Raw genomic sequence first — 18,978 nt, forward strand, 5'->3', positions numbered from 1 at the left:
ATGAGACGATATGTTTACCTGTTACTGTTTGTTCTGTTAATATGTGGCGGTGTGGTGACTTCTTGTTCCCGACACGAAGTACGCTTCCACATCGGAGTGTCGCAATGTAGCGATGACGAGTGGCGTCACCAGATGAATAATGAGATGTTGCGTGAAGCTCTTTTCTACGATGGCGTGGAGGTAGAGATACGTACAGTGAAAGATGATAATGCCAAACAGGTAAAGGATATCCGGCATTTTATAGAGGCGGGAGTGGACTTATTGATAGTTGCTCCCAATGAAGCCGAACCAATAACCCCGGTTGTAGAAGAAGCCTACGACCGGGGTATCCCTGTTATTGTAGTGGACCGTAGAATCCTTTCTGAAAAGTATACAGCCTATGTCGGTGCGGATAATTACGAAATAGGTAAGGCAATAGGCAAGTATGTGGCTAATATGCTTCATGGGAAAGGCATGGTGGTGGAGATTACGGGGCTGTCGGGTTCTACTCCTGCGATAGACCGCCATGAAGGGTTTATGAGTGTCATATCCGCTTGCCCGGACATTCGTCTGCTGGCAAGGGAAGACGGGGCTTGGCTACGCTCTCAGGCGGAAGTAAGAATGGATACTCTACTTGAACGTTTTCCGCAAATAGATGTTGTCTATGCCCAGAATGACCGTATGGCTGCCGGGGCTTATACAGCCGCCATGCGCCGGAACAGAGAAAAGAATCTGCGTTTTGTCGGTACAGATGCCATTCCCGGTGAAGGTTACGGGGTGGAGCAAGTCCTTTCGGGTGAGTTGGATGCTACATTTATTTATCCTACAGGCGGTGACCGCGTTATGCAGATAGCAATGGATATTCTGAATAAGAGGAACTTTCCCCGAGAAACAATCCTGAATACTTCGGTGGTAGACCGTGATAATGCGCTTATTATGAAAATGCAGACTGCCCATATCAGTTCACTCGATGAAAAGATTGAAACCTTGAATGGGAAGATTAATCAATATCTGGCGCGTTATGCCACGCAACAGGTTATTTTGTATGGTAGTCTGTTAGTTCTTTTGCTGGTTGTCGGGCTATTGGTCGCTGTTTATCTTTCTTTGCGTACAAAGAACAGGTTGAACCGTGAACTTTCCCGCAGGAAGGAACAATTGGAGCAACAAAGGGATCAGCTGGAGATGCAGAAAGACCAGTTGGAGCAACTCTCCCGTGAACTGAAAGCCGCCACCCACGCTAAATTGGTGTTCTTCACCAATGTTTCCCATGACTTCCGTACACCGTTGACTCTGATTGCCGACCCCGTTGACCAGCTTCTTGCCGACCGTTCTATCAGTGAACAGTCACATCAGCTGTTGGAACTGATGAAGAAGAACGTACATATTCTTTTGCGCCTTGTCAATCAGATTCTTGATTTTCGTAAAGTTGAGAACGGGCGTATGGAACTGCATCTTGAACCTTTTGATTTGCTGAACAGCTTTGGGGGATGGAATGACTCTTTTCGTATGGCTTTGCTTAAAAAGCATATTGCTTTTAGTTTTGAACCGGTTTCCGGGGTGGATTATCGTATGCTGGCAGACGCCGAGAAGATGGAACGTATATACTTTAATCTCCTTTCCAATGCCGTGAAATACACGCAGGAGAATGGAAAGATTGTGGTACGTCTCGAAGCGGAAGACCGCCATTTCCGCTTGTCGGTATTCAATTCGGGCAGTTATATTTCTACTACTGATGTTGAGGCTATTTTTGAACGTTTCTATCAGGTGGACGGTCATCAGGCGGGTACAGGTATTGGTCTTGCTTTGGTACGCGCTTTTGTGGAAATGCACGGCGGGAATATCATGGCACACAGCAACGAGAAAGGGACTACTTTTACCGTTACTTTCCCGAAGCAGGATGTGTCGCAGTATCATCCTGCCACACTCACTCTGCCTGCGGATGAGAAAGAGATTGCATCCACGCTGGTGGATGCGGAAATTCCGTTAGGAGAAGAGGTGGTGGAGGATGATTGTCCGACAGTGCTTGTCATTGATGATAATGCCGATATACGTCACTACGTGAAGGCTTTACTTTCTAAGGAATACCGTGTACTGGATGCGGCGGATGGAATGACGGGCATTCGTCTTGCCATGAAATATGTGCCCGATGTGATTGTTTCCGATGTAATGATGCCCGGCATGGATGGTATGGAATGCTGTCGCCGGCTGAAGGGAGAGTTACAAACTTGCCACATCCCGGTTATCCTGCTTACAGCCTGCTCGCTCGACGAACAGCGTATACAGGGATATGAGGGAGGAGCTGATTCTTATATATCCAAACCGTTCAATTCGCAATTACTGCTTTCGCGCATTAAGAACCTTATCGCTAATCACAGGCAGTTGAAGCAATTCTTTGGTGATAATCAGTCTATAGAGAAAGAGTCTATCAGTGAACTTGACAAGGATTTTGTTACCCGTTTCAAATCTCTGGTCGGAGAAAAGATGAAAGACCCGGAACTGAATGTTGAGGACTTGGGACGTGATATGGGAATGAGCCGTGTGCAGCTTTATCGAAAATTAAAGTCACTGACTAACTATTCTCCTAACGAACTGCTGCGCCAAATGCGCTTGAAAAAGGCTGCCTCTTTGCTTGCCGCTTCTGATATGACTATAGCTGAGATTGCCTATGAAGTAGGCTTTTCGTCACCTTCTTATTTTACAAAATGCTATAAGGAACAGTTTGGTGAAAGTCCGACGGAGTTCCTGAAAAGGAAAGGGACAATATAAGAAAGAGGGCTGTCACCGCAATGCAGGACAGCCCTCTGATTATTATTTAAATAACTTATCAACTATTATTCAGCAACTTCTGCACCCCAGTTTTCTTTGGACAGACGCTTGTAGCTGTTGTAACGCCATTTAGCGTTTTCTTCAGCTGCTTGGAACAATTCTTCAGCTTCTTGCGGGTATTGTTTCATTACAGATGCGTAACGAACTTCACCCTTCAAGAAATCTTGGAATCCTGACCAATCCGGTTCTTTGCTATCCAGCGTGAACGGATTCTTGCCTTCAGCTTCCAAAGCCGGGTTGTAACGCCACAAGTGCCAGTAACCGCACTTAACGGCTTTTTCTTCTTCGGCTTGGCTCTTACCCATACCTGCCTTCAAACCGTGGTTGATACACGGAGCATAAGCGATGATGAGTGACGGACCGGGATATGCTTCTGCTTCGCGGATAGCTTTCAAAGTCTGAGCTTGGTCAGCTCCCATAGCGATTTGAGCAACATATACATAACCGTAAGTAGTAGCCATCAGACCGAGGTCTTTCTTGCGTACACGCTTACCGGCAGCGGCAAACTTAGCGATAGCTCCTACCGGAGTAGCCTTAGAAGACTGACCGCCTGTGTTAGAGTAAACCTCAGTATCCAAAACGAGGATATTAACGTCCTTACCGCTGGCGATTACATGGTCAAGACCACCGTAACCGATGTCGTAAGAAGCACCGTCACCACCGATAATCCACTGGCTGCGTTTTACCAGATATTGAGACAGGCTGGCGATAGTCTTGCAGTTGTCACATTTGTCCTTGGCAGCTTCTACCATAGGAATAATCTTTTCAGCCAGTTCCTTTGTCTTGTCTGCATCGTACATATTTTCAATCCATGCTTGGAATACTTCTTTGTATTCAGCCGGAGTACTTTCTGCTGCGATTGCTTCTTCCATAGCCTTCACGATACGTGCACGCATCTTTTCGTTAGCGAGCTCCATACCCAGACCGAATTCGCAGAAATCTTCGAACAATGAGTTAGCCCAAGCCGGACCATGACCTTTTTCGTTCTTGGTATAAGGAGTAGAAGGTACAGAACCGGAGTAGATAGAAGAACATCCCGTAGCGTTAGCAACCATTTCACGGTCGCCGAACAACTGAGATATCAGTTTTACGTACGGAGTCTCACCACAACCGGAGCAAGCACCGGAGAATTCAAACAACGGAGTTGCGAACTGAGAGTTCTTAACGTTAGCCTTGATATCAACCAAGTGTTGTTTGCTCTTTACGTTTTCTGCACAGTAAGTCCAGTTAGCTGCTTCTGCCAATTGGCTTTCAAGATGCTTCATAGTAAGAGCCTTGCCACCCTTCTTCGGGTTGCCCGGACAAACATCGGCACAGTTACCGCAACCCAGACAGTCGAGAACGTCAACCTGGATACGGAATGTCATACCGTCGAATGCCTTACCTACAGCTTTCAGTTGAGCGAACTCAGCACCCTTCTGCTCTTCAGCGTCGAGTACGAACGGACGGATAGAAGCGTGAGGACAAACGTAAGCACATTTGTTACACTGGATACAGTTTTCAGGATTCCATTCAGGAACGAAAGCTGCCACACCGCGTTTTTCGTACTTAGCCGTACCTTGTTCCCAAGTACCGTCTTCGATACCCTTGAATGCAGATACTTTCAGCAAGTCACCATCTTGTGCGTTGATAGGACGAACCACTTCGTTGATGAATGCAGGGTCGTTATTTTCTGCTTTGGCATCATCAGGCAGGTTAACCCAAGCCGGGTCGATGGACAAAGTCTTGTATTCGCCACCACGGTCTACGGCAGCGTAGTTCTTGTTCACTACGTCTTCACCCTTCTTGCCGTAAGACTTAACGATGAATTTCTTCATCTGTTCAACAGCTTGTTCTACGGGAATTACACCTGTGATACGGAAGAATGCGGATTGGAGGATAGTATTGGTACGGTTGCCCAAACCAATTTCCTGTGCAATCTGAGTTGCGTTGATATAGTAAACAGAGATATTGTTCTGTGCGAAGTATTTCTTAACTTTGTTTGGCAGGTTCTTGGCCAGTTCTTCACCTTCCCAGATAGTATTCAGCAAGAATGAACCGTTCTTACGCAAACCACGAGTTACATCGTACATATGCAGGTAAGCCTGAACGTGGCAAGCCACAAAATTCGGAGTGTTTACCAAATATGTAGAACGGATTGGGGTATCACCGAAACGCAAGTGAGAACAAGTGAAGCCGCCTGACTTCTTAGAGTCATAAGAGAAGTAAGCCTGGCAGTGCTTGTCTGTGTTGTCACCGATAATCTTTACAGAGTTCTTGTTAGCGCCTACTGTACCGTCAGCACCCAAACCGTAGAACTTAGCTTCGAACATACCTTCGCCGCCCAATGCGATTTCTTCTTCTTGAGGAAGAGAAGTGAAAGTAACGTCATCCACAATACCGATAGTGAAGTGGTTCTTCGGCATCGGCATAGCCAAGTTTTTGTAAACTGCAATGATTTGTGCAGGAGTAGTGTCCTTGGAACCCAAACCGTAACGGCCGCCTACGATAACCGGAGCATTTTCTGCACCGTAGAAGCAGTCTTTTACGTCGAGATACAACGGTTCACCGTTAGCACCCGGTTCTTTTGTACGGTCAAGTACGGCAATCTTCTTGGCAGTCTTAGGAACGGCAGCAAGGAAGTGCTTGGCAGAGAACGGACGATACAAGTGAACAGCAACCAAACCAACCTTTTCACCATTGGCAACGAGGTGGTCGATAGCTTCGCGGGCAGCTTCCGTTACAGAACCCATAGCGATAATTACGCGTTCTGCATCTTCTGCACCGTAGTAATCGAACAAACCGTATTTGCGGCCTGTGATTTTGGAGATTTCATTCATGTATTCCTCAACGATAGCAGGAACTGCTTCGTAGTAGTTGTTGCATGATTCGCGGTGTTGGAAGAAGTGGTCGGGGTTTTCAGCCATACCACGGGCAACCGGATTCATCGGGTTCAGTGCGCGTGCACGGAATTCAGCCAACGCTTCCTGGTCGATAAGCGGAGCGAGGTCTTCGTTTTCCAACATTTCAATCTTCTGGATTTCGTGAGAAGTACGGAAACCGTCGAAGAAGTTCATGAACGGAACGCGAGACTTGATAGTAGCCAAGTGAGCAACACCGGCCAAGTCCATAACTTCCTGTACAGAGCCTTCGGCCAACATGGCGAAACCTGTCTGACGTGCAGACATAACGTCTTGATGGTCACCGAAGATACACAGCGCATGGCTTGCCAAAGTACGTGCAGACACATGGAACACACAAGGCAGGAATTCACCGGCAATCTTGTACATATTCGGTATCATCAGCAACAAACCTTGTGAAGCGGTGTACGTGGTAGTCAGCGCACCTGCTTGCAAAGAACCGTGAACGGCACCGGCAGCACCACCCTCGGATTGCATTTCCTGTACCAATACTGTTTCGCCGAAGATGTTTTTGCGACCTGCGGCAGCCCATTCGTCTACGTATTCAGCCATCGTAGAAGAGGGAGTGATAGGATAGATAGCAGCTACTTCAGAGAACATATACGAGATATGTGCAGCAGCTTGGTTACCATCACAAGTAATGAATTTCTTCTGTTTAGTCATAACTAAATTGAATTTATTAAGTAAAAAAATCTCTCAATTAATATAGAAAACCGAATAACCAGAGAGGAATCTGATTGCCCCGGCCTATTTCTGCCTTGTGCAATGCATATGTCACTCCCGGATTGTTCTTAATCCTCATGCCTTCCTGACAAATCTTGAAAGGCATCACTTCGTCTACCATGAACGAAATGTTTTTATCTCCTTTGTTCACTTTGTGGTCTTTCCACATTGTATTTGCAAAGAAAGTTTCCAGTACATCCTGTTCTTCCACCTTTACGGGGTAGATGGAATACATCAGGTTGGAGTTGTGCATCATTATCTTCGACGGTTTCTTGGGGAATTCTTCTCCTTTGGGATATACCATATTGATAAGGCGCGCATCTGCCAGATACTTGATGTAGTTCATCACCGTAGCACGGGATGTTTGTATGTCGTTGGCAAGCTGGCTTACGTTGGGGGCTTTCGGTCCGTCTACTGCCAGCAAATATAACAATTTCTTTATCTTGGACAGATATTTCAATTCTATTTGCTTGATTAGCAGAATATCCACCTCTACCATCATGTTCATCGTCTTCAACAGATTTTCCGAGAAATTACGCTTTTCAAGGAAGAAAGGGTAGAAGCCGTGGTGCATATAGTCTTGAAAGTAATCCAACGGGCGTACTTTCGAAAGGATGCCTTTGGCTATCTGTTCGTGGTTGCTCAGGATTTCTTCCAATGAGTAGGAACGGAACTTCATACCTGTTTGCAGGTTCAGATATTCGCGGAAAGAGAAGCCGCGCAGGTTATAGCTCTTTACGATATCCCTCAGTTCCAGATTTTCTTCTTTCAGGCGCATCACAGACGAACCGGTAAAGACAATCTTCAGATTGGGGAAACGGTCGTAGCATAAGCGCAGTTCCTTGCTCCAGTCCGGGTGCTTGAATACCTGGTCTATCAACAATACTTTTCCGCCCCGGCGTTGGAATTCGTAGGCAAAGTCTACGATGCTGTGGCCGGAGAAGTAGAAATTGTTCATGTTGATAAAGAGACAGGAGCGGTCGGTTCCGAATTTCTCTTTGGCATATTGCAACAGGAATGTGGTCTTGCCTACACCTCGGGTACCTTTGATACCGATAAGACGGTCGTTCCAGTCAATCTCATCCATGAGGTCGCGGCGAACGGGGGCATTTGTATGCTCTACCAGATAAGCGTGTGTTCGGTAAAATGCTTCCATGCTTTAAATTCGGTTTATCGGGCGACAAATATACACCTTTTTTATAGAATTGCAAAGTAGAGATAGCAAAATATCTTGTTCATAGTTAAGTTTTATATATTTGTATGCTGTTCTTTTTCTCTGTAAGTTTGCAGTTCCGAATAATTATGAACTATAATCAATGAAATTATATCTATTTAATCCCGATTCCGATTTGGCGCTTGCCAATAATGAAGAGAACTATATAGCTCCGGCTTCTGCCCGGCGCATGGCGCGGGATTTGGCGTTGCTGCCGATGTGGTATGCCGGTTCGGACAGTGCGGTATTGGCCCCTTCCGCTTATAATGCAGACTTCCTGAAACGGATGCGGGAGATTTTTCCGTTACAGGTACAATTGGCGACAGAACCCGAATTGCCCGATTATGCCGGGGCGGAGATTGTACCTTGGGGTTGGAATCCTTCTATCCGAAAATATTTGTTGAAAGGCGGCATAAGTGAGGACAGGCTGCCTGATTCCCGACTTCTTGGGAAGTATCGCCTGCTCTCTTCCCGTTTGCAAGCCGTAGCAATGACACGGCATATAACGGGGTGTTATCCGGAATATACCTGTGGTGAACATTATCTTATAGAAAATAGCGCAGATTGTGAGCGGATAGTAAGTGCAATGCACACTTGCTTGCTCAAAGTTCCTTGGTCCGGTAGCGGAAAGGGGCTGAACTGGTGCCTGCATGGATTGACAAAACCTGTGGCCAATTGGTGTGAAAGAATTTTGAAGGAACAGGGTTGCCTTACGGCGGAACCTATATATAATAAGGTGAAAGACTTTGCTCTTGAGTTTTACTCTGACGGGCGGGGAGAGGTGCTTTTTGCAGGGTATTCCATGTTTTCTACCAACGAGCATGGAGCATATACGGGCAATCTGATAGCATCGGACGGACAGATAGAGGAGATGGTTGCACACTATCTCCCTCTAAAAGAATTGGTGCTTATGCGTGGGTCGCTTTGTACGGAATTGGCAGCAATCTATGGAAATACCTATACGGGCTATTTGGGAGTTGACATGATGCTTTGCAGGCAGGAGAAGGGGCAAGGATATGTTGTCCACCCTTGTGTGGAGATAAATATGCGCATGAATATGGGAGTGGTGGCCCGTTTGTTTTATGATAACTTTGTGCTTTCCGGCCGTACGGGATATTTTAATATTGAATATTTTCCTGACAATGAAGCGTTGCGTGTGCGGCATGAACAGGATATGCGGGACTGGCCGCTGATAACGGAAAGCGGCAGGATTGTTTCCGGTTATTTGCCGTTAGTGCCGGTTACGCCTAAAAGTTGCTATAGGGCATATGTTCGGATATGACTCCGGTTATTGTTTGCAGGCGGGACTTTCGTTGCCGCAACGGTCTGTGGCGGTGACGGCAAAGTATTTTCGGGTAGCCCACGGACGGATGGGGGCGTATATGTATTCTGTTCCCTGTATACGTTGCGCCAGTATGTTTTCCGGGTTATCAGTATCTACGGGGTAGGTATTGGAGCCGTAAAGTACATAGGTCGGAGCGTTTTGTCTGTCATTGTCGGTGGATGGGCGCCAACTGATTTTCCAATATCCTTCGGATTGTTTTTCGACGCAGAGTTGCGTGGGGGCGGTTGGCGGAACATCGTCTATCCACGGCATGGCAGGTTGCAGGGCGGGAGCGGTGTAGTAGCTTTCTTCAAGAATGTCATAAAGTTCCTGCGTATTGTCCATGAGGTACTTCACACGGTAGTGACCTTCGCCTGCCAGACCATGTGTACGGGTGAAGTTTATCTGCCGCTCTACTTCGTCTACCGTCCAGTTGCCTTCATTGGGGTCGAGGAAGTAGATGCCCAGTCCGGGAATAATCTGCCGTCCGTTACTTTGTTCCTGCCAGTCGAGTGCAAAAGGGTAGAAGCCGTTGCCACGGAAATACATCATCGGGTAGACTTGGTCTTGTATGCCTTCGCCCAACCAGCCTTGTACATCCTGATAGACGGTGTGGAAAGCATTCCAGCCGCGAGACGGATAACGGGATGTATCGCGGTACTTGCCTACGGGGCAGGTGCTGACCTTTACCCAGGGCTTCAGTGCTTTGACGCCTTTATAGAGATAACGGACGATTTCCGTGATATTATCCCGCCGCCATTGTGCAAGGTCTCGTCCGTTGCCGTATTTTTTATAGGTATAGCTGTCGGAGAAGCGCAGGGCGTGTTCGGGATAGCGCAGGTAATCGAAGTGTACACCGTCTACATCGTAATGTTCCACGACCTCACGGACAAGGCTCATCAGGTATTCTTTGGTTTGAGGATGTCCGGGATTGAGGAAATATTCACGTTTATAGGGCACACAGATAGCCGGTTTACGTTTGGTGACAGACTCCTTGCCGAGAGCGGAGATATGCCTGCGATTACCTAAAGGAATGGTTACCATCCAGGCGTGGCATTCCATACCGCGTTTATGACATTCTGCTACGGCGAAGGCAAGCGGGTCGTAACCCGGATTACCTCCGATCTTTCCTGTCAGAATGGAGTTGTAGGGCTCGATAGCGGATTTATATAATACATCTCCGCGGGTACGGGTTTGGAAGAGGACTGTATTGAAGTTGGCTGCTTTCAGTTTGTCCAGTATCTCCACGAGTTCGGCTTGCTGCTTGCGAATCCCTTCGGGGGTGGTGGCACGGGTGCGGGGCCAGTCCAATCCGTAAACGGCAGTAACCCATGCGGCACGTACCTCATGCTTGGGAGGACGTTGAGCGGAGGCAAGGGGGAGGAGGCAGAAAATATATAATAGGATAAGGTTTAATTTCTTCATAACGGTATTTTGGTTGGGAGTAAACTCCTATTTACTTCTTTATTTCTGTTATATTTCACGGCGAAGATAAGTAAATCGCTTGATAAATTTGTGTAGTTTAGTTGGAAACTGTTACATTTGCATATATAAAATACATTAACACTGAGCATATATATATTAAACATTAGCACGCCATGATTACATTTACACTTTGCTTGCTGGCGTTGGTTGCAGGCTATTTCATCTACGGACGCTTTATTGAACACGTATTCGGACCGGACGACCGTAAGACACCAGCTCTTACAAAGGCCGACGGAGTGGATTATATCCCGCTGCCTACGTGGAAAATCTTCATGATACAATTTTTGAACATCGCAGGTTTGGGACCAATCTTCGGCGCTATTATGGGGGCCAAGTTCGGTACGGCATCTTATTTGTGGATTGTGTTAGGAAGTATTTTTGCCGGTGCTGTGCACGATTATTTTGCGGGAATGCTTTCGTTGCGGCACGGTGGGGAGAGTTTGCCGGAGATTATAGGCCGTTATTTGGGGATGACTACCAAGCAAGTAATGCGTGGGTTTACTGTTGTCCTGATGATATTGGTAGGAGCAGTGTTCGTAGCAGGTCCTGCCGGACTGCTTGCCAGCCTGACACCGGAGACGCTGGATACTACCTTCTGGATTGTAGTGGTCTTTATTTACTATGTGCTTGCCACCCTATTGCCGGTAGATAAGATTATCGGTAAGATATATCCGTTATTTGCTATTGCATTGCTGTTTATGGCAGTAGGTATTTTGGTAATGCTCTACGTAAATCATCCGGCACTGCCGGAAGTATGGGACGGGCTACAGAATCCCCATCCTAATGCTTCCGCACTGCCTATATTCCCTATTATGTTTGTCAGTATTGCATGCGGGGCAATCAGTGGCTTTCATGCCACACAAAGTCCGTTAATGGCACGTTGCATGACGAGTGAACGCCATGGTCGTCCGGTATTTTACGGCGCTATGATTACCGAAGGCATCGTAGCACTTATCTGGGCTGCCGCCGCCACTTACTTTTTCCACGAAAACGGAATGAAAGAGACGAATGCCGCCGTCATTGTGGATGCTATTACGAAAAACTGGTTGGGAACAATCGGCGGGGTACTTGCTATACTGGGTGTGATTGCGGCTCCTATCACCAGTGGTGATACTGCTTTCCGTTCGGCACGACTTATCGTTGCAGATTTTCTGGGTATGGAACAAAAAACAATGCGCCGTCGTTTATATATATGCGTGCCGATGTTTTTGGCAGCTATCGGATTGTTATTGTATAGCTTGCGCGATAAAGACGGTTTCGATATGATATGGCGCTATTTTGCGTGGGCCAACCAGACTTTGTCTGTCTTTACTCTATGGGCTATAACAGTCTATCTGGTACGTGAGAAGAAACCATATTTTCTGACATTGATACCTGCCTTTTTCATGACTTGTGTTTGTACAACCTATATCTGTATAGCGCCCGAAGGTTTCGGCCTGTCGCATCCGGTAGCTTACGGCATAGGAATTGCCGGTGTTGTGATAGCTTTGGTGTGGTTCGTTGCATGGAAGAATAAACATACTAAAATTCTTAACTGATGAAGAAATTCAAGAAATCTACGGGCTTGACCATAGCCCTGCTTATTTATGTTTCTGCCACTGCGGCATATTTTCTGCCGCGTAATACGGAAATCAGCAATACGGAAAAGTATGTCACCGTAATTGCTTCGTATGTCATTGTACTTGTGCTGTGGCTGGTGCTTCGTAAAAAAGAGGAATTACAGCGGAAACGTCGTGAAGAAGATAGAATAGAACGAAAATAATTATTCACTCAAAAATGAAAACAAGATGAAAAGACTCGCATTACTCGTATGCTTGCTTATTGGCACTGTGGCTGCCCATGCACAGTTTGAAAAAGGAAAATGGTTCGTGAATCCTTCCGTTACCGGGCTTAACTTCTCCTATAATACAGAAACGGATAAAGCCAATTTTGGTATTGAAGCCAAAGGCGGTGCGTTTTTGATGGATAATGTAGCTTTGCTGATAGACGCCGGTGCAAAATGGCAAGGCGGTGGAGTGGACGTCTATACTTTGGGTGTGGGCGGACGCTACTATATTGACAAAGTTGGTGTCTTTTTGGGAGCTGACGTTAATCTGAACCGTTATAATTGGGATGGTGGCGATAAAACCCGTTTTGGCTTTGGTATGGAAGCCGGTTACGCGTTCTTCCTGTCACGTACGGTAACTATCGAACCGGCTGTTTATTGGGATATAAACAAGGATCGTTCGGAGTTCGGACTGAAGGTGGGATTTGGCTTCTACTTCTAAGAGAGGTAGAAAGAAAATTGCATAATATAATTGCGGATGCATCAAAATGAATTTAAACTATCATTCTGTCATTCAGAACGAAGTGAAGAACCTCTTCTCCTGACATATAAGAGAAAAGATTCTTCGTCGCAAGCTCCTCTGAATGACAGAATGATAGTTTAAATTCATTTTGATGCATCCCTTTTTTTGTCTCGCAGGACGATTTTGACGGAATTATGCTGTAGGTCTATTGTAGCTTTTCCTTTAGGAACTGCCCTGTGTAACTTGCCGTACAAGCCGCTACTTCTTCCGGGGTACCGGTTGCCACGATGTAACCTCCTTTGTCTCCACCTTCGGGACCGAGGTCAATAACGTGGTCGGCGCACTTCACTACATCCATATTGTGCTCAATGATAACAATGGAATGACCGCGGCGTATCAATGCGTCGAAGGCTTCCAGTAATTTTCGAATATCATGGAAGTGTAGTCCTGTAGTGGGTTCGTCGAAAATGAAAAGCGTCGGGTCGGCTTTTTCCATACTGAGGTAGTATGCAAGTTTTACACGCTGGTTCTCGCCGCCGGAGAGGGTGGAGGAGGATTGTCCGAGTTTGATATATCCCAACCCGACGTCTTGCAGCGGTTGCAAACGCTTCACGATTTTCTTTTGCCCGTGTTGGGTGAAGAACTCGATTGCCTGGTTGACAGTCATTTCCAGTACGTCGTAGATGCTGGTGTCGTGGAACTTCACTTCCAGTGTATCTGCCTTGAAACGCTTGCCGTGGCAAGATTCGCACTCCAGTACGAGGTCGGCCATAAACTGCATCTCTACAGTGATAGTGCCTTCGCCTTTACACTCTTCACAACGGCCGCCTTCGCTGTTGAAGCTGAAATGTCCGGCGGTATAGCCCATTTGTTTGGCAAGAGGTTGTTCTGCCCATAGTTTGCGGATTTCGTCGTAGGCCTTGATATAGGTTACGGGATTAGAACGTGAGGATTTGCCGATAGGGTTTTGGTCTACAAATTCTACATTACGCAGGTTCTGCAGGTCTCCGCCGATAGAAGCAAACTCGCCCGGGCGTTCGCTGCATTCGTCCAACTCTCGTTTGAGGGCACGGAAGAAGATGTCGCGTACCAGTGTACTTTTACCCGAGCCCGATACGCCGGTGATTACGGTCATTACGTTGAGCGGGAAGCGTACGTCTACACCTTTCAGGTTGTTTTCGCGGGCACTTGTGATTTCAATATACTGATTCCACGGACGACGGCTTTTGGGTACAGGAATAGTTTCCTCACCCAAGAGATAGCGTACGGTGTAGCTATTGCTGTCTTTTTGCAAGTCTTTCATATCTCCGCAATACACAACCTCGCCACCCAAACGTCCGGCTTTAGGACCGATGTCGATGATGTAGTCGGCGGCACGGATTATTTCTTCATCATGCTCCACCACTACTACGGTATTACCCAACTGTTGCAGTTGGCGCAAGACGTGTATCAGTTTGTCTGTGTCACGGCTGTGAAGTCCGATACTCGGTTCGTCCAAAATGTAGAGACTGCCCACGAGGCTGCTTCCCAAAGAAGTTGCCAAATTGATGCGCTGACTTTCACCGCCGGAAAGGGAGTTGCTGAGACGATTCAGCGTGAGGTATCCCAAGCCTACATCCAGCAGGAAGCGGATGCGGTTGTTGATTTCTATAAGGATGCGGCGGGCAACATCGGTATCGTGTTTGTCCAGTTTCAGGTTATCAAAGAATACTTTCAGTTCCGTGATAGGCAGGTCCACCAATTCGGAAATGCTGCGTCCGCCCACCCGGACATAACCGGCTTCGGGTTTCAGCCTCGTACCGTGGCATTTGGGGCAAAGGGTTTTACCGCGATAACGTGCCAGCATTACACGATACTGTATTTTATATTGATTCTCTTGCACCATTTTGAAGAAAGCATTGATGCCCTCGAAGTAGCGAGTGCCTTCCCACAACATTCGGCGTTGCTCATCCGTCAGTTGATAGTAAGGGGTGAAAATAGGGAAGCCGGCCTTTTCCGCGCCACGTATTACCATGTCTTTCCATTCGCCCATTTTCTCTCCGCGCCAGCATACTACTGCACCGTCGTATACAGAGAGGGAGCGGTTGGGGATAACCAGATGTTCGTCAATGCCGATGACACGTCCGAAACCTTCACATTCAGGGCAGGCTCCGATGGGGGAGTTAAACGAGAACATCTGGTCGTTGGGTTCTTCAAACGTGATACCGTCCGCTTCAAATTTGGTACTGAAACGGTATAGGCTGGTAGTGCCGTCCGGTTGGTAGAAGCGCAACAGGCAAGCTCCGTCTGCCTCGTACATGGCAGTCTCGGCGGAATCGGTAAGACGGCTGATGGCATCTTTCTCTCCGGAAGCCGTCATACGGTCTACCAAAAGGAATACAGTGTCTCCATCTTTAGGCCGGTACTCGTCAATGCGTACCATTTCTCCGTTCACTTCCAGGCGGTTGAAGCCCTGTTTCATGTCTATCTCCAGTTGTTGCTGCAAGGTACGTTCCTCACGAAGCAATATAGGAGCGAGCACGGTATAGCGTGTTCCTACAGGCTGCTGAAGCATACAGTTCACAATATCTTCGGTGGAGTGTTTCTTCACTTCCTGTCCGCTGACGGGACTGAATGTCCGTCCCACTCGGGCATAGAGTAGGCGCAGATATTCGTAAATCTCAGTAGAAGTCCCTACGGTAGAGCGCGGATTGCGGCTGCTCACTTTCTGTTCAATGGCAATAGCGGGAGGAATCCCTTTGATAAAGTCACATTCGGGCTTGCTCATACGTCCTAAAAACTGGCGGGCATAGCTGCTGAGGCTTTCCACGTAGCGGCGTTGACCTTCGGCATAGAGTGTATCGAATGCAAGTGAGGATTTGCCGGAACCGGATAGCCCGGTAATAACCACCAGTTTGTTACGGGGTATCTCTACATCAATGTTCTTCAAATTGTTGACGCGTGCTCCTTTTATGATGATAGATGTATTTTTTGTCATAGACTGTTGAAAATGAATTGGGGTACAAAGATAATCATTATCTTTGCCATGCAATATTTAAAAAGAACAAAATGAAATTTAGAAATCTCCTCTTGCTACTATTGCTGTGCATTCAAACTTGGACCATACAGGCACAGCAAACCTCAGCTGTCAACTATCCTAAACGTGAATTTCGCGCCGCATGGATACAGGCGGTGAACGGACAGTTTCGCAGTGTACCTACCGGCAAACTGAAGCAAACATTGATAAACCAGTTGAACTCTTTGCAAGGTGCGGGTATTAATGCCATTATCTTTCAGGTGCGCCCTGAAGCTGATGCACTGTATGCTTCGCAATATGAACCGTGGAGCCGTTTCTTGACAGGCGTACAAGGTAAAGCACCGGAACCGTACTGGGACCCAATGCAGTTTATGATTGAAGAATGCCACAAACGGGGTATGGAGTTCCATGCTTGGATTAATCCTTATCGGGTAAAGACCTCACTGAAAAATGAACTTTCTCCTATTCATGTTTATAATTCGCATCCCGAATGGTTTGTAACCTATGGCGATCAGTTGTATTTTGACCCGGCATTGCCCGAAAGCCGTAACCATATCTGTAAGGTGATAACCGATATCGTGTCGCGCTATGATGTGGATGCTATCCACATGGACGATTATTTCTATCCTTACCCTATCAAAGGAAAAGACTTTCCGGATGATGCAAGTTTTGCACGTTATGGCGGCGGTTTCAGCAATAAGGCAGACTGGCGTCGCAGTAACGTGAATATTCTGATTCAGAAGATACACGAAACGATTCGTGGGCTTAAACCCTGGGTGAAGTTCGGAGTGAGCCCTTTCGGTATCTATCGTAACCAAAGTAGCGATCCGCTGGGTAGCAATACGAATGGTTTGCAGAATTATGATGATTTATATGCTGATGTACTTCTGTGGGCGCGCAAAGGTTGGGTTGATTATAATATACCGCAGATATACTGGCAGATAGGACATCCGGCAGCCGATTATGAAACTTTAGTGAAATGGTGGGCAAAGCATACGGAAAACCGTCCTTTGTTTATCGGACAGTCTGTAATGAATACGGTGCAGAATGCCGACCCGAAGAATCCATCTATCAATCAGCTTCCCCGCAAGATGGCCTTGCAACGGGCTTATCAGACAATTGGCGGCAGCTGCCAATGGCCCGCCAGTGCCGTAGTGGAAAATGCCGGCAAGTATCGGGATGCGTTGGTTGCCGAGTATCATAAATATCCTGCTCTGCCGCCTGTATTTGACTTTATGGATAATGAAGCACCGGACAAAGTACGCAAAGTGAAACCGGTATGGACAGCTGACGGCTATATACTTTTCTGGACTGCGCCGAAGTTTAAAGACGAAATGAACCGTCCGGTACAGTATGTGGTGTATCGTTTCGGGTCGAAGGAAAAGGTAGATATTGACGATCCCTCGCATATTGTGGCTGTCACACGTAATACTTTCTATAAGCTGCCCTATGAGGACGGTAAGACAAAATACCGTTATGTGGTAACCGCACTCGACCGCTTGCATAACGAGTCTAAGTCAGTAGGCAAAAAGGTAAAGTTATAGAAGATACAGCAATTTTACATAAGATATGCTTCCTTTTGCAGTTGTGTTCCAATACCTTCCACCCTTCCGAAACCTCCTGTTTATACGGGGTAGCGGGTGGAACCCCATATCACAGGCTGCACATTCCGACAATTCCAATGACGCATCTCAGCTCTTTAAACCACACACCTCAGCTCCTCAAATGCCTGTGGTTTGCAGGACAAATGCCCGTGGTTACGGGAGCTGAGATGTGTCATTAGGGGAGTAAAAAGCGGGTTTCACCCGCTACCCCGTATAAACAGGAAGGTTCGGAAGGGTGGAAGGGGTACAGGTGCAAACTGAAATCCAAGAATATTCCCTGTTTTGATGTATATCATAATCCGTTTTGACGTATATCAAAATGAATTATGATGTACATCAAAGTATGTATGTGTGGCTGTTCAGAATCTTCGCATCGCTTATCGTTGGCGAGTAATGTGTATGCATATAGGGGAATTAGAAAATGTTAATCCCCCAAGTTTTCAAACTGAGCCGTTGTTTAGAATTCCTTCTTTTGTTAATAGAGTATCAGTCCGGCTATTCCGCACGCTATAATCATCAATATAGGATTGGCCTTGTACTTTCTTGTTCCAATGAAAGCTACCAAGAAAATGATGATACTGATTACGAAAGAGTAGCTATCCTCTTTTGGGGAACTAAAGTTTTCCGCATTCATTAATACCAGTGCTGCCGATGCCAAAAGTCCGACTACTGCCGGGCGAAGGCCACTGAATACAGCCTCTACCGAAGGATGCTTCTGATATTTCAGAAAGAATTTGCTGATAGTGAGCATCAAAATGAATGAAGGCAGTACTACGGCAAAGGTGGCAATGCAAGAGCCCAATATTCCCATGCTTGTACCATAGTGCTCGGCTATCGTGGTATAGCCTACATAGGTTGCAGAATTGATACCGATAGGTCCGGGCGTCATCTGGCTGATAGCTACGATGTCCGTAAATTCCTGCGGTGTCAACCAGCCATAACGGGTGACTACTTCACCTTGTATCATGGAAAGCATGGCGTATCCACCACCAAAACCAAACAGGCCGATTTTAAAGAAAGTATAGAATAATTGAAGAAAAAGCATAGATGTTGTGATTAGGGGTTAATGATTAGAGGTTAATTGCCGCCACTTCCCAAATGCGTATCCGCCCACACCGGCAGCTATGATAATCCAGATGGGGGAGAAGCCCAGTAGCCAAATAAGCAGTGCTGATACAACAGGAATCCAGATGGTATAGCGGTTGATTTTGGCAGATTTCGCCATACTGAAAGTTGGAGCGGCTATTAGTGCCACAACAGCCGGACGGATGCCTTTAAAAATACGTTCTACGTAAACATTGTCTTTAAAGTTATGAAAAAATAAAGCTATGGCAAGGATAATAAGAAACGAAGGCAGTATCGTCCCTAAAGCTGTGATGATACTTCCCCGTATCCCTCGTAAACGGTAGCCTATGAAAATGGATATGTTGACTGCAAGAATGCCCGGTGCGGATTGGGATATGGCAAGCAGGTCTATGAAATCTTCTTTGGCTATCCACCGGCGCTTTGTAACAATTTCATCTTCTATTAACGGGACCATGGCATAGCCGCCGCCAATGGTGAATGCCCCGATTTTGAAGAATATGGAAAAAGCTTCGATATATATATTTGTCATATCAT

Annotated in this window: 12 protein-coding genes; 6 read left to right on the forward strand and 6 right to left on the reverse strand. The window is 46.7% G+C overall.

Annotated features, from left to right (window positions below; translation table 11 throughout):
- Positions 1-2,745: a substrate-binding domain-containing protein gene (locus KG118_RS05615; protein ID WP_117711291.1), complete on the forward strand. Its 2,745-nt coding sequence runs from the start codon at positions 1-3 to the stop codon at positions 2,743-2,745.
- 65 nt (positions 2,746-2,810) lie between these two features.
- Here the strand turns inward: KG118_RS05615 and nifJ are convergent, their stop codons facing one another.
- On the reverse strand, positions 2,811-6,368 hold the full coding sequence (gene nifJ / locus KG118_RS05620) for a pyruvate:ferredoxin (flavodoxin) oxidoreductase (RefSeq protein WP_117711292.1): 3,558 nt from the start codon (positions 6,366-6,368) through the stop codon (positions 2,811-2,813).
- 37 nt (positions 6,369-6,405) lie between these two features.
- On the reverse strand, positions 6,406-7,584 hold the full coding sequence (locus KG118_RS05625; RefSeq protein WP_117711293.1) for an ATP-binding protein: 1,179 nt from the start codon (positions 7,582-7,584) through the stop codon (positions 6,406-6,408).
- Between the two features lie 160 nt (positions 7,585-7,744).
- On the opposite strand from KG118_RS05625, the gene KG118_RS05630 reads away from it, so the two are divergent.
- On the forward strand, positions 7,745-8,923 hold the full coding sequence (locus KG118_RS05630) for a hypothetical protein (RefSeq protein ID WP_117711294.1): 1,179 nt from the start codon (positions 7,745-7,747) through the stop codon (positions 8,921-8,923).
- Between the two features lie 6 nt (positions 8,924-8,929).
- On the opposite strand, the gene KG118_RS05635 is transcribed toward KG118_RS05630, so the two are convergent.
- Positions 8,930-10,390, reverse strand: coding sequence for a glycoside hydrolase family 10 protein (locus KG118_RS05635; RefSeq protein ID WP_117711295.1), 1,461 nt, complete (start codon positions 10,388-10,390; stop codon positions 8,930-8,932).
- Between the two features lie 173 nt (positions 10,391-10,563).
- Here KG118_RS05635 and KG118_RS05640 point away from each other — a divergent pair, with 173 nt between their 5' ends.
- From KG118_RS05640 to KG118_RS05650, 3 genes are read left to right on the forward strand one after another with little or no spacing between them, the layout of a single operon-like run.
- Positions 10,564-11,988 carry a carbon starvation CstA family protein gene (locus KG118_RS05640; RefSeq protein WP_117711296.1) on the forward strand — a complete coding sequence of 475 codons (1,425 nt, stop codon included), beginning with the start codon at positions 10,564-10,566 and terminating at the stop codon, positions 11,986-11,988.
- Entirely contained in the window at positions 11,988-12,212 is a 225-nt protein-coding gene (locus KG118_RS05645) for a hypothetical protein (protein ID WP_117711297.1), read from the forward strand. Before KG118_RS05640 ends, KG118_RS05645 begins: the two co-directional genes overlap by 1 nt.
- Positions 12,213-12,237: 25 nt before the next feature.
- Positions 12,238-12,717: a porin family protein gene (locus tag KG118_RS05650; RefSeq protein WP_117711298.1), complete on the forward strand. Its 480-nt coding sequence runs from the start codon at positions 12,238-12,240 to the stop codon at positions 12,715-12,717.
- A 226-nt stretch (positions 12,718-12,943) separates the two neighbouring features.
- Here KG118_RS05650 and uvrA read toward each other — a convergent pair whose 3' ends face one another.
- Positions 12,944-15,715, reverse strand: coding sequence for an excinuclease ABC subunit UvrA (gene uvrA, locus KG118_RS05655; protein WP_117711299.1), 2,772 nt, complete (start codon positions 15,713-15,715; stop codon positions 12,944-12,946).
- 71 nt (positions 15,716-15,786) lie between these two features.
- Between uvrA and KG118_RS05660 the strand changes: the two genes are divergently transcribed.
- Complete coding sequence (locus KG118_RS05660) at positions 15,787-17,298, forward strand: glycoside hydrolase family 10 protein (protein ID WP_117711300.1); 1,512 nt, start codon at positions 15,787-15,789, stop codon at positions 17,296-17,298.
- Positions 17,299-17,833: 535 nt separating this feature from the next.
- On the opposite strand, the gene KG118_RS05665 is transcribed toward KG118_RS05660, so the two are convergent.
- Both KG118_RS05665 and KG118_RS05670 read right to left on the reverse strand, forming a co-directional pair.
- On the reverse strand, positions 17,834-18,403 hold the full coding sequence (locus KG118_RS05665) for a chromate transporter (RefSeq protein ID WP_117711301.1): 570 nt from the start codon (positions 18,401-18,403) through the stop codon (positions 17,834-17,836).
- 18 nt (positions 18,404-18,421) lie between these two features.
- The gene (locus KG118_RS05670) at positions 18,422-18,973 is read right to left on the reverse strand and encodes a chromate transporter (RefSeq protein ID WP_117711302.1); all 552 of its coding nucleotides are present in this window, start codon (positions 18,971-18,973) and stop codon (positions 18,422-18,424) included.
- Between the last annotated feature and the right edge of the window lie 5 nt (positions 18,974-18,978).

The sequence above is a fragment of the Bacteroides propionicigenes genome, from assembly GCF_018390535.1.
GTDB classification, from domain to species: Bacteria; Bacteroidota; Bacteroidia; order Bacteroidales; family Bacteroidaceae; genus Bacteroides; species Bacteroides propionicigenes.